Origin of the sequence: Paenibacillus koleovorans NBRC 103111, assembly GCF_004000845.1 — a bacterium.
In the GTDB taxonomy this organism is placed as follows: Bacteria; Bacillota; Bacilli; order Paenibacillales; family NBRC-103111; genus Paenibacillus_AA; species Paenibacillus_AA koleovorans.
This window is the reverse complement of record NZ_BIMA01000002.1, coordinates 135885-149259: the sequence shown is the minus strand read 5'-3', so window position 1 is coordinate 149259 and position 13375 is coordinate 135885. Positions and strand designations below refer to the sequence as shown.

At 57.0% G+C, this 13375-nt stretch carries 7 protein-coding genes; 3 read left to right on the top strand and 4 right to left on the bottom strand.

All coding sequences use genetic code 11. The features are described from left to right. Nucleotides 1–604: 604 nt before the first annotated feature. Entirely contained in the window at nucleotides 605–1222 is a 618-nt protein-coding gene (gene lexA / locus PKO02S_RS01720; RefSeq protein ID WP_127579352.1) for a transcriptional repressor LexA, read from the bottom strand. Nucleotides 1223–1468: 246 nt separating this feature from the next. Here lexA and PKO02S_RS01715 point away from each other — a divergent pair, with 246 nt between their 5' ends. The 3 genes from PKO02S_RS01715 (at nucleotide 1469) to PKO02S_RS01705 (ending at nucleotide 9810) form a co-directional block, all read left to right on the top strand. Further along, entirely contained in the window at nucleotides 1469–4474 is a 3006-nt protein-coding gene (locus tag PKO02S_RS01715; protein ID WP_127579351.1) for an efflux RND transporter permease subunit, read from the top strand. A 167-nt stretch (nucleotides 4475–4641) separates the two neighbouring features. Continuing rightward, nucleotides 4642–5937: an arsenic transporter gene (locus PKO02S_RS01710; RefSeq protein ID WP_127579350.1), complete on the top strand. Its 1296-nt coding sequence runs from the start codon at nucleotides 4642–4644 to the stop codon at nucleotides 5935–5937. Between the two features lie 15 nt (nucleotides 5938–5952). Continuing rightward, the gene (locus PKO02S_RS01705; RefSeq protein WP_127579349.1) at nucleotides 5953–9810 is read left to right on the top strand and encodes a hypothetical protein; all 3858 of its coding nucleotides are present in this window, start codon (nucleotides 5953–5955) and stop codon (nucleotides 9808–9810) included. Nucleotides 9811–9973: 163 nt separating this feature from the next. Here PKO02S_RS01705 and PKO02S_RS01700 read toward each other — a convergent pair whose 3' ends face one another. Genes PKO02S_RS01700 through PKO02S_RS01690 form a run of 3 tightly spaced genes read right to left on the bottom strand, consistent with a single transcriptional unit; the run spans nucleotide 9974 to nucleotide 13371 of the window. Beyond that, the gene (locus tag PKO02S_RS01700; protein WP_127579348.1) at nucleotides 9974–10813 is read right to left on the bottom strand and encodes an amidohydrolase family protein; all 840 of its coding nucleotides are present in this window, start codon (nucleotides 10811–10813) and stop codon (nucleotides 9974–9976) included. After that, nucleotides 10810–12561, bottom strand: coding sequence for an IlvD/Edd family dehydratase (locus tag PKO02S_RS01695; RefSeq protein WP_127579347.1), 1752 nt, complete (start codon nucleotides 12559–12561; stop codon nucleotides 10810–10812). Before PKO02S_RS01695 ends, PKO02S_RS01700 begins: the two co-directional genes overlap by 4 nt. Nucleotides 12562–12594: 33 nt before the next feature. Further along, on the bottom strand, nucleotides 12595–13371 hold the full coding sequence (locus PKO02S_RS01690; RefSeq protein ID WP_127579346.1) for an IclR family transcriptional regulator: 777 nt from the start codon (nucleotides 13369–13371) through the stop codon (nucleotides 12595–12597). Between the last annotated feature and the right edge of the window lie 4 nt (nucleotides 13372–13375).

Below are 13375 nucleotides of genomic sequence, written 5' to 3'. Positions count from 1 at the left end.
CTACTTGGCGGGATTGGCGGACTGTTGGGGGTGGAGGAAGGTTAGTATCCAGTCTGAGTACTGAATTTCGCAATTTTGTGTGCTGGGTGGTGGGCTGAGTACCAAAGTAAACAAAATCGGAACCTAGCTTCGCGTTCTGGATACTTGGGTACTCAGATGGGGGAGATAGGCGCAGATTAGCGAAAAAAGGTACTCCCGCCGAGTAATATGGTACTCAGAGAGAGCGAACTTGTAGCGTGATTGCACCTGTTCCATGAGAAAGGTACTCCCGCCGAGTAATATGGTACTCAGAGTGAGCGAACTTGTAGCGTGATTGCACCTCATCAATGAAAAAGGTACTCCCACTGAGTAATTTGGTACTCAGAGTGAGAGAGCTTGTAGCGTGATTGCACCTGTTCCATGAGAAAGGTATTCCCTCTGAGTAATTTGGTACACAGAACGAGCGAGTTTGTTAGCGAGATTGCGCCTCTACGCATGGTTAATGCTACTCCTCCTGTGTAAACAGGAACTCTGAGCGACCGAGAATGTATCGACACCTCTTCACATGAAAAAAGCCATCCTCTGCCTCGAACAATCGAGCGGGGATGGCTTTTGCATACTAACCTTAGCGGATGTCGCGGAACAGCCCGATGACCTTGCCGAGAATCGTCACGTTCTTGAGCCGGATCGGCTCCATGGACGCATTCTCCGGCTGCAGCCGGATGTGGTCCCGTTCCTTGTAGAACGTCTTCACGGTCGCTTCGTCTTCCTCGGTCATCGCGACGACGACGTCGCCGTTGTTCGCGGACTGCTGTTGCTTCACGATCACGCAGTCGTCATTGTGGATGCCGACCTCAACCATACTGTCACCGACAATGCGAAGCATGAAGACGTTGTCGTCCTTCACATAGTGCGCAGGCAACGGGAAGTAATCTTCGATATTCTCGGTCGCCATGATAGGAGAACCCGCGGTAACGCGACCGATCAACGGCACTCGGGAGACGCTAAGCGCGAACGGAGACGAAGTCTCGCCGTCGAGAATCTCAATCGCTCTGGGTTTCGTAGGATCGCGACGAATAAAGCCTTTCTTCTCCAGCCGATCCAGATGTCCGTGGACCGTGGAGCTGGAAGCGAGCTGTACGGCCTCGCCGATCTCGCGAACGGAAGGCGGATAGCCCTTCTCCCGCACCTCGCTCTTGATGAAATCCAATATCGCTTGCTGTCGGTTCGATACTTTGCTCATAAAGGCTCACTCCATCTACGGATTATGTGAAAATTATACCATAGAACTCGAGTTCGCACAAACATAAGTTCTCTTTTTGGCGAACAAATTGCTTGGTTTCTCTCTCTCCTTTCTCAGGCTGCATACCGATTCGGCCCCCCGACCTAGGTCCAGCACAAAACCATTCTCGGGGCGCTTCTGATGGAATCGGAATCACGTTAATCTAATAACTGTGAAAATCAACTGTTAGGAGAGGGGATTCGTAAGATGAAAGGTATTACAAATTGGGCGTTCCGCAACAAAGCGGCGATGAAAATCGGGGTCGTCATGGCTTTGTTGGTAGGAGTATTCAGCTACTGGATGCTGCCGATGGAATTTCTGCCGTCCGCCGACAATCCGGCTGTAACGGTGACGGCGATCGGGCAAGGCTATGACGCCAAGTCCATGGAAACGAGCGTGACCGAGCCGCTGGAGAAGGCCGTGTCGCTAGTGAAAGGCAAGACGGGAATGTTGTCTTCGACGGGGGATGGATTTAGCAAGATCGACCTGACGTTCGACTCGAAGACGAATATGAAAGAAGCGAAAGCTGCTGTGCAAGAAGCGGTGAATGCCGTTCAACTGCCGGAGCGCGTATCGCCGCCGTATGTGCTGCAATTAAACACCGATATGATTCCGGTGTCCTGGGTATCTCTGTCCTTCAAGGACGGGTTGACTCCGACAAACATGAAGATAGCTGAAGATCAAATTTTACCGGAATTCCAGAAAATCAAAGGGGCGGGCAACGTATCGTTTTACGGTAAATCGTCTCCGTCCGTAGGCGTAACTGCCGATCCGCAAAAGCTAAGCCAGATAAACGTCCCGTTCCAGTCGCTGATGGGCGTTCTGCAAGGTCGTGACGCTACCTCCTCGATTGGCGAGAAAACGATCGACGGCACGATGGGCAATATCAAAGTGTCCGGTCAAGTGGACAGCCTGGAGACGCTGAAGAAATTGCCTGTTGCGCCAGGCGTTACGCTCGGCGATGTGGCGGAAGTGAAGCTGAACTCGAACCAGGAAAGCGTGAGCCGCATCGATGGCAAAGATATTCTGGTACTGACGATCTCGAAAGCTTCCGGCGCCAATGCCGTGGATGTAGGCCACACGGTGCAGGAGACCGTCGATCGGCTCGCGGGCGAAATGCCGAACGCCGAGGTTCGCGTGCTCTCCAGCACATCCGAAATGGTAGTCGATTCCGTGAACAGCATGATGCGTGAAGTGCTCTTGGGCGCGCTGTTCGCTACTGCCGTCATTCTGTTGTTCCTGCGCAATCTGAGAACGACGTTCATCACAATCGTCTCGATTCCGCTTTCGTTGGCTATTACGCTGTACTTGCTCGACTTGTCTGGTGTATCGCTGAATGTCATTACTTTAGGCGGTGTGGCTGTGGCCGTAGGACGACTCGTGGACGATAGCATCGTCGTCATCGAGAACATTTACCGCCGTCTGCAAAAGGAAACCTTCTCGGTGTCGCTCGTCATCGACGCCACGAAGGAAGTCGCTTCCGCCATCACGACATCGACGATTACGACGGTTGCCGTCTTCCTGCCGATGGGGCTGCTGCGCGGATCGCTCCAAGCGTTCCTGCTGCCGTTCGCGCTAACCGTCACATACTCGCTGCTGGCCTCGTTGCTCGTAGCGTTGACCGTAGTACCGCTGCTTAGCGCCGCCATGCTGAGAAATGCCAAACCGAAGGAGCATCAGCCTTCCGAGAAGTTCAGCGGCTTCCTCCGTTGGAATTTGGCTCACAAATGGGTGCCGCTGCTGACCGCAGGTGTTCTGTTCGCCGGTTCGATCGGAATGTACGTCTCGATGCCGAAAGGCGCAATCGATTCGTCCAACGCCGCAAACCTGATGGTCACGCTCGAGTATCCTAGCGACATGCCGACAGACAAAGTGCTTGCAGAAGGCAAAAAGCTGGAACAATTTCTGAACAAACAAGAAGGACCGAAGTGGAGCATGATGCAATTCGGCAACAGCGCCGACTCGGCCAAAGAAGGTACCGTGCAATCGCCTACACTCGTCTCGTACATGATCGAGATGAACAAAGGGGCGGATGCCGAGAAGCTGATTGAAGCTGTAAAAGGACAACGTCCGAATTTCCCGGGCGCCGAGCTGAATGCAGGAGCGCTGGACTTCGCAACAAACGCAAGCGCAACGGAAATTTTCGTCGACATCACGGGTGACGATCCCACTAAGCTGAATGAAACGGCCAGCAAAGTAATGGAGCAAATACGCACCGTCGAAGGTGTCCTGAAAGTGAAAAGCAATCAGGATTCGAAGAAGCCGGTGTACACGTTCGAAGTCGATTCGGCCCAAGCGAACGCCCAAGAGCTGTCGATACAGCTGCAAGGCATGCTGAACCCGGTTCCAATCGGCATGATGCAGATCGACAAGCAGCATGCTACGGTTTACTTGAACCCGGTCATCAATCCGAAATCGATGAGCGATCTGTCCTCGCTGTCCATCATGACGGATAAAGGTCCGGCACCGCTATCCTCCGTAGCTAAGTTGACCAAAACCGATGAAGCCAGCATGCTGTATCATAAGGAAGGCAAACCGTTTGTCCGCGTTTCCGCTACTGTGGAGCCGAGACAGCTGTCGCTGGCAGGCGACGAGATCACAAAGCGGACCGGCGCAATAAAGCTGCCTAGCGGTATGGAGCTGCATGTTGGCGGTGCATCCGCCGACCAATCCGAAGATTTCGCCGATCTGGGCACGACCGCCCTCATCTCGATCTGTATTGTGTATCTGGTCATGGTCATTTCCTTCAAAACATTGCGTGCGCCGCTTGCCATCCTGTTCTCGTTGCCGCTGGCCGCTATCGGCGCGGTGCTCGGCTTGCTCGTATCGGGCGTCACTCCGGACTTCACAGTAATGTTCGGCGCTCTGATGCTGATCGGCATCGTCGTCACGAATGCCATCGTCCTGATCGACCGCGTGAAGCAGAACGAAGAAACGATGCCGATTCGCGAAGCGTTGCTCGAAGCGGCGAGCTCCCGGATGCGCCCGATTCTGATGACGGCGATCGCCACTATCTGTGCAATGCTGCCGCTCGTATTCGGCACCGCGGAGACAGGAAGCATCGTCTCGCAAAGCTTGGCCATCGTTGTTATTGGCGGTCTGGCCGTCGCCACGCTGCTGACCCTGGTTATCGTCCCTTGCGTGTATGAGCTGTTCTTCTTCCGTAAGTCGAGAAAGCAGCGTCAGATGAAAAGCATGACCTTGACTTCCTAATCGTATAGCGGGCTGGCAAATCCGCTCCGTCTGTCCAACCAGGACAGGGGGCGGATTTTTATTTTCTATGCTTTTCAAGCGATAAGATTCTCGATATAGTAGAGTCAGATATTCACAGAAAAGAAATACAACTAAGGGACAGGCACAAGAGAGGGGAAGTCATTTTTTTGTTTGCTTCCATTGCGATCCTAATTTTTGCAGCAACCATGGTTTTTGTGATTTGGCAGCCCAGGGGGCTCAGCATCGGCTGGCCGGCGGCGGTTGGCGCCTTGTTGGCGCTGATGTTCGGAATCGTGAATTGGGTCGACGTCTGGACGGTCGGAGGAATCGTATGGAACGCCACCTTGACCTTCGTAGCTTTGATCGTCATCTCGGTCATTCTGGATGAGGTCGGCTTCTTCGAATGGTCGGCGCTGCATATGGCTCGTCTGGCCCGTGGCGACGGCAAGCGCATGTTCCTCTACATGCTCGCTCTGGGGGCGGCGGTTTCGGCGTTTTTCGCGAATGACGGAGCGGCGCTTATCTTGACGCCGATCATGCTCGCGCAAGTAAGAGCGTTGCAGATGGACGAGCGGCGCGTGCTGGCTTTTGTCATGGCCGGAGGGTTTATTGCCGATACGACGTCGCTCCCGCTGATCGTGAGCAATTTGACCAACATCGTGACGGCCGATTATTTCGGCATCGGGTTCGTCGAATATGCGAGCCGTATGGTCGTACCGAATCTCGTCTCGTTTGTGGCCAGCCTGCTCATGATCGTGCTCGTATACCGGCGCAGCATTCCCGAAGCTTATCGGCCCGCCGATTTGAAAAAACCGTCCGAGGCGATCCGCGATGTCAAGCTGTTCCGTTTGTCCTGGTGGATCATTGCCGTCCTGTTCGGTGCCTATCTTTCCAGCGAGTGGCTGCCTGTTCCCGTTTGTCTGCTCGTTGGCGCGGCAGCGGCTGTGTTCTTGGCTGCCGCAAGCGGGAGCAGCGCGGTTCATGCCGGTAAAGTGCTGCGAGAAGCTCCTTGGACGATCGTCATTTTTTCCATTGGCATGTACGTGGTCGTCTACGGTCTTCGTAATGCGGGCCTGACGGAGCAATTGAGCCTGCTGATCGAATGGTTCGCGGGGCAAGGCCTATATGTGGCAGCGCTAGGAATGGGCTACTTGTCGGCGATTTTGTCTAGCGGGATGAACAATTTGCCGACTTTATTGGTCGGGACGCTGGCGATTGACGAGACACAGACGGATGGGTTGATGCGGGAAATGCTTATTTACGCCAATGTGATCGGGTCTAATCTAGGTCCGAAAATGACCCCGATCGGTTCGCTGGCCACCCTGATCTGGCTGCATGTTTTGGCGCGAAAAGGGGTGCGGATTACGTGGGGCTACTACTTCAAAATCGGGGTGCTGTTGACGGTACCGACCTTGCTCCTGACGTTGACGGGTTTGTATGTATGGCTGAAGTGGCTATTATAGCGAGGAGGAATGATTGTGAAGCTTCAAACCAACGAGAAAACGCTATATCCGGTGCTGTGTGCATACGAAAAAGGGAGCGGTGTCGCGCCAGATCGACATTCGGCATTCACAATTGGTCATACGCTGAAGCCGACGGAGCGGCAAACCGCCATTTCCGCCTATACGGACGGCACTCGGGTCGGGTTCGTACTGGAGCTCGAAGGCATAGGGAAGCTCGGCAACGAGAATGTCGTCTTGCTGTTGGATCCGGCGCATCATGGGAGGCGACCGCACAATATGATGAGGATTCGCTGGTCTTGGAGCGGAGGGGACCCGGCCGTCTATGGGAGCTTGGATGCTTTTCAGTTTGAGCGGTTCCTCTATGAATATGAAAATGAGCCTTTGCCGGATGGGTTCGCGGGATCGGCGGTAAGCGGAAATAATGGAACCATACTTGTAACGATCGAGCTGCCGCTTGCTTTAATCGGGATGGAACATGCAGGAGCCGAGGATGCAGACGGGGACTCATCCAACAGGCGATGGGTCGGCTTCAATGTGTTCCGAGAAACGCCGGGCTCCGGTGACAGCGGTATTATCAAGTGGTCCGGGCTTCCGTGCGACTCGATCGTCCACGGTCACGGCATGGGCGACCTGCTGATTGCCCGCGGGCTTGATCGCGAGGGCGTCGAAGCTGCGGTGAGGGCGGCGGATCAGGACAGCCGCGGGTTGCCGACGCGCTGGGAGCGCCGGCAAGTGCCGGCCGAGCTGCATCGCTTCGTGACGCGCAAGCGGAACGGCATGAGCGGCCGCATCGGACGCGAGGATGCGGAGCAGGCGCGGCGTCATGCGGAGACGACGGCATGGGGCGGCGCGATGAAGGCGGCGATTCTCGAGGTAGCCGACTATTGGGCGGCGAAGAGCGACGAAGAGCTGTATGAGCTTGTTCCGACAGGCAACCCGAGGGCGCTGACGGTGGCGCAATATTACGGCGATCCTTATACGTTCGGCAATTTCCGGATGCTGCAGACTTGCCTCGAGGAGCCGTACGCCTTCTACAACCCTTTGACGGGGATGTGGTGGAGGCTCGGCATGAAGCTGACGAACCCAGGCACCGGCGAAGAACTGACGCTGGAGGATGCCGGCGACGGGTTTATCGCTCCGGAAGGGTTCCCCTATCCGAACGTTCGGTATATGTTTGTAGGCGCTTACAGACTGTTCGTGCTCGGGATGCTGATGGGAGCGCCGTATTGCCAGACGATCGAAGATCCGGCGGTTTGCCCGGAGTCGAGCGGACGTCAATACGCCGGGGCGATCAACAATTTGGCGTACGCCTACGTCTTGACGGGAGATCGCCGCTATGCGCATAAGGCGCTGCTTCTCATCGGGCGGATCGCCGAGCTGATTCCGTACATGAACGGCAATTTCGCCGACGGGACGTTCAGCGACACTGTGCATATCGCCGAGCCGTCCACGACGGAGTCGCAATGGTATGACAACTTTTTCGAGGCGCTTGATTTGTTGTATGACGACATTGACGTGTTAGCTCCTGAGCTGGCATCGTTTATGGCGCATAAACCGGATGCCGAAGGTCGACCGCGCGCAACACCGTTTTGCGTGAAGGAAACCGTCCATGAGCTGATGCCGTACTTGCTGTACAGCTGCGAGCTCGAGGTGCGCCGGTCGGCCGATTGGTCGCTTCGCTACATCTACAAGCAGCTCGTGCTGGCGAGCTTCATGCAGAGCGGCGAGCTGATGCGCCATGTGCTGACGGAAGGGCCGCATAGCCTGCAGGGAAAGCTGCGCAACCTGTTTTATCGGGACGGCCGCTTCGCCTATGATTCCTATGGCTACCTCGAGCACATTTGCGCCCATTTGGTCATGATGGCGAATACGAATTATTTGTTCACCGATCCGGAAGGCCACCATTATCCCGAGCCGATCTCGATGTTCGAGCAGAAGCAGTATGGCGTTCAGGGTATCATCCACTACATGTTCCGAACGCAGATGGGGGCGATCATTCCGGCATTCGGCGACTGGGCGCTGGACAACGACGAACCGATTAGCGGCGAGCGAAGAACCGGTCTGCCGGAGTATAAGCCTCTGTTCGACATCACGTATGCGCGTATGCCGTCGTTTCGCTCGCTCATAGGTCCGCTGCTGGCAATGTATAGCGAGGAAGAGCTGGAGTCGGGACGGGTCATGGCGGTTCGGGATACGCATCTTTGTCACGGTTTGCTGCTGCTGGCTACGGCATCGGATGTGGAAACGCTTCGCATGGATTGGCAGTCTGCTGTCGGTTTCGAAGGCTCCATCGGTTCTGCTGGCGCGAGCGCGGTGCAAGGTCCCTTTTTGCTGCAAAATTCGGAAACAAGCGTGCTCCGTCACGGACATACTGCAGCGGATTGCAAACATGTCGTTCTGTATGGGCAGCCTACGGCGGGTCATGCACATGGGGACAAGCTCGGACTGTGGATCGGCGCTTACGGCTATCATCTGATGGCTGGCATAGGAGCTTATCCTTACACCTGGATCAGTCCGAAGTATCACGGCTGGGAGACGCATTCCGCCGCCTGTATGGTGACTCACGTAGATGGCCGCAATCAGAAATGGTCGTATTCGAAGCAGCTGGCTCACTATGAAGGGGCCTGGATGCAAGCGTCAGGTCTGCGCAATGAGCTGATGCTGCCGGGCTCTCACGCGGAGCGTTGGGTGTGGCTCGTACCTGCACCGGATTCGCCGGATGCGTATGTGCTCGATTTGAACTATGTAAACGGGGGACGGACGTTCGACTATAGCACGGGAGGGATGCTGCGCCTCGATCAAGTGGAGTTTCATGGGATCGACGAGGAGGAATGGGTGTCGCTTGACGGGACGTTGCTCCAGACATTGGACGAGCAGGAGACTGCCGCGTTGTACGAGAAGCCGGGCTACGGGTGGATGAAAGCGATCCGGAAGGTCAAGCCTTCGTTAGCTGGAGGTGTCGGCTGGACGTATCGGTATGAAGGGGCGGCTCTGAAGGTGCATACGGTTCCTGGCGCCGGTGATCCAGATCGGGAAGTGGTCGTTAGTGTGGGGGAGAAAGGGTTCCAAGCGATGGGTCGGGCGGAGTGGCATCCATTCGTCATGTGGCGTCAACAAGGCGAGGCCGGCATGATGGATATTGAAGGACATTCGGCGGTGTTTTGTTCCGTGCTCGAGCCATACGATCAGCAGCCCTTTTTGAGTTCAGTAGCACCTTTGAAAAGGATTTCGTCATCTGCGGCGGCAAACGGCTTCGGGCCGGTCGGGGTGGAAGTGAGTCATAGCAACGGGGTTCGCGACCTCCTGATCAGCGCGTATGGGGACGGGGAGAGGGCCGAGTGGGAAGACAGCTTGGGGAACCGGATTGTGACCGATGCGAAAACTACGCTGCTACGCTATAACGGCGATCAGCTGTTGGCGGCCGAGGCGACGAGGTTTACGATTCTGGAGGCGCCGGGCGTCCAGGAATCACGTCGTGAGGCCTGGTTGAGGGGAACGGTCGTGAATGCGGAAGAGCAGGGTGGAACCGGTACCGTGACCGTGCGGCTGGAAGCGGACGGGGATCGTTCAGCGACGGACTCTTTCGAGGAGCTGGCGGACTTGAGTGCGATCGAAGGGCGGGTGGCTCTGTTCGATTCCCCGGATTACGCGAAGCCGTCCGCTTATCAGCTTCGGCAGCCTAGGCTGGAAGGGCAGCTTTTGCATTTGGAGACCGATATCTCACTCGTCTGCTTGAATGCGGACAGTCCGTTCGAGACGAAGAAGCGGGAGCTGGGGCAGAAGGCAAGACGGATGATCGACGGCGTTGAGGTGTGGATCGACTTGAAGCCCGGCGATTCGTTCGAGCTGGCTAATGCATGGGTGAAGAAGTAGCAAGGAGGAATCGACAGATGCCGCCCCAAAAGAGCGTGGAGGTCGGTTCCGTGAGGGCAAGCCGGTTAGGGAGGAGTTCTCAGGAGCTGGCTACGCGGCAATAGAAAAAAGGAAAGAGCCGGGTTCGTTCGCAGAGGAGGCGATCGATCCGGCTCTTCGTGTGTTAAGCTTGGAGGCCAAGCAGCTCAGGGGTATTGCGGTGAATGATGTCCTCGATGATGGCATCCGTAATTCGCGGCATCTTGGTGCCCTCCACAAGGTGGTTGATGTCCCACAGCTTGGCGATCGTCTGCTCGGCGGTGAAGAAAGGGAAGTCGGAGCCGAGCAAAATTTTGTGCGTGACACCGTACTCCATTGCACTGACGAGCGCATTGTAGAACTGCCACGGACGACCGGCGAGCGCCGATAAATCCATGTACATGTTCGTGTTTTTGCGCACGACGGCGATGCATTCGTCCACCCACGGATGCCCCATGTGGGCGATGATCATTTTCAAGCTCGGGAACGCTCGAGCGATCGGGTCGAGCGCAGCCGGACGGGAAGCGTCCAGATAGCCTTCAGGCACGAAAGAAGTGCCTTGATGCCACATGATCGGGAGCTTCAGCTCATCCGCCTTGGCGTAAAAGTCGAAATGCCGGCGATCGTCCGGATAAAAGTTCTGGTAGATCGGGCCGAGCTTCAGTCCGCTCAAGCCGTATTCGCGAATCGCCTCCTCCAGCAGGCGCGGCGCCTCGGGGCGGTTCGGATCGACGCTTGCGAACCCGAACAGCCCGGGCTTGCCGGCGACGTACTCGGCAACCACGCTGTTAGGCACGTCGATGCCGACCGCCGGCGCATCGAAGGCAAGCACGATGGCGCCGTCCAGGCCGGCGACCGCCGCTTCGTGCTGCTCCGGGGTGGCGAGCATGTCGCCCTTCGGCCCCCAGTTGCGGCGACTGGCGGCCAAGGTCGGCCCACCGACTTGGCCGGGGAGGAACAGATGCGTATGGCAATCGAAGATCATCCGGTCGTCGCTCCTTTCCGGATGCCGATTGGCGTCTCACCGCGCAGCTCTTGTGGCAGCAGGAAATCGAAGTCGCAGCCTTCGTCCGCCTGCAGGACGCTCTCGAGGAAGAGCAGCCCATAACCTCGCGTATAGGCGGGAGGCGGGGCGACCCAGCGGCTGCGCCGCCCTTCGAGCTCAACCGAGTTCACATGCAGCTCCAGCTTGCGCGTGTCGATGTCGAGCTCAATCTCGTCACCGTCCTCGACGAGGGCGAGGGGGCCGCCGACAGCGGCCTCCGGCGCGACATGCACGATCAGCGCTCCGTAGGAGGTGCCGCTGATCCGCGCGTCGGAGATGCGCACCATGTCGCGGATGCCGCGCACGAGCAGCTTTTGCGGGATCGGGATTTGCCCGATCTCGGGCATGCCCGGCGCGCCCTTCAGCCCGGCGTTCATGAGTACAAGCACGCTGTGCTCGTCGACCTCGAGCGCCGGATCATGGATGCGCGCATCCAGATCGGCCGGCGAGTTGAACACTACGGCGCGGCCGCGATGCCGGCGCAGATGCGGCGACACCGCCGTCTGCTTGATCAGCGCGCCGTTCGGGGCGAGGTTGCCGCGCAGCACGGCGACGCCGCCCTGCGGCTGCAGCGGCCGGTCGAGCGGGAAGATTACGTCGCCGCTCGGTATTGCCACGTCCGCCAAATTCTCCGCCACCGTCCGACCGGTTACGGTCAAACAATCGGTGTGCAAGAGAGGCTCCAGCACTTTCATGAGGGCGGGGACACCGCCGGCTTCGAAATACTCTTCCATCAAATATTTGCCGGAAGGCCTTACATTGAGCAGGAACGGCGTCGCAGACGCAAGCTCATCGAACTGCTCCAGCTTGATCCGATAACCGAGCCGGCCGGCGATGGCGATCAGATGGATGATCGCATTCGTCGAGCCGCCGCTCGCCATCGTGACACGGATCGCGTTATCGAGCGACTTCGGCGTGATGATGTCGGTCGGTTTGATGCCTTGCCGGACGAGCTCGACGATTTGTTTGCCGGTCCGCTCGGCCATATGGCGGCGGCGGGAATCCGGTGCTGGAATCGCCGCGCAGCCGGGCAGCGTCATGCCAAGCGCTTCGGCGATCGAAGCCATCGTGCTGGCGGTGCCCATCACTTGGCAATGGCCGTCGCTGCGCACGATGCCGTTCTCGGCTTCCGACAGCTGGGCGTCGGTAATGTTGCCTGCTAAGTGCTCCAGATTGAAGCGGTAGCAGTCCGTGCAAGCGCCGACCGATTGCCCTTCGACACGGCCGCTCAGCATAGGCCCACCGGTCAGCACAATTGCCGGGACGTTCGCGCTCACGGCGGCCATCAGCTGCGCCGGCACCATTTTGTCGCATCCCCCGATCAGGACCACACCTGCGAGCGGATGTGCTCTAATCATCTCCTCGGTATCCATCGCGGCCAAGTTGCGCAAGAGCATCGTCGTCGGTCTGACATACGGCTCGCCGAGCGAGATGGTGGGGAATTCCATCGGAGTTCCGCCGGCTTGCCAGACACCGCGTTTCACCCATTCGGTCAGCTCGCGGAAGTGCGAATGGCACTTGTTCAGCTCGCTGAACGTATTGCAGATGCCGATGACCGGCTTCTTCAAGTCCTCGTCAGTGTAGCCCATCGATTTCGTAAACGAACGGCGAACGAACCCCCAGATGTCCGGTTCCGCAAAAAACTTTTGCCCTCTGTAAGGGCCGCCAGGTTGGTATGGATCCGACATGATACATTCCTTCTTTCTTCAAAAATAAGGGAATTATTGGTTCAGAGCAGTGTGATAGCCGAGATCGACCGAAATCCGTTGCGCAGTCGCTTTTACTTTCTCGCCGATCGTCATAAACTTCACAGCCGGCAAGTCCTTGCTGAGAGCGGTGATGCTCATGGAGGCGACAATAGAGCCAGAAACGTCGCGAATCGGTGCCCCGATACAGCGGATGCCTTCTTCGAACTCCTCGTCCTCTAACGAAAAACCATGCTCCCGCACAAAACGGACTTCTTCCATAAACTGCTCGACGCTTCGGATGCTTTTGGTTGTATATCCGGTCAGCTGCTCTGGCAACGCTCGGACGATGTCTTCGTCGCTCATGCCCGAAGCCAGCGCTTTACCGACGCTCGATCGGTACAGTGGCTGCGATTGGCCGACCGAGGTGGCGAAACGAACGAAGCCGGAGCCTTCTACTTTATCGCAATAAACCGGCTGCTGATTCACAAGGACGGCCAAGTGCGCCGTATAGGGTGTGGTCTCGACCAGCCTCTGAAGATGCGGACGAGCGAGTTGAACTAGATCCATCGAATTGAGATAACGGTTCGACCACCGCATTACGCCGGGTCCGAGCCTATATTTGCCATCCGCGGTTTTGCCGATAATCTGATACTGCTCCAGCGTATTTAGAATGACGAAGGTCGTTGTTTTGGGCAAATTCAGCCGGCCGTGCAAATCGCCGATTGTCAATTCTTCTTCCGTCAGGGCATTCAGAATCGCAATCGCTTTATCCAGTGCAGGAACGGAATAATCTTTTGTACCTTGGGCCATGGGA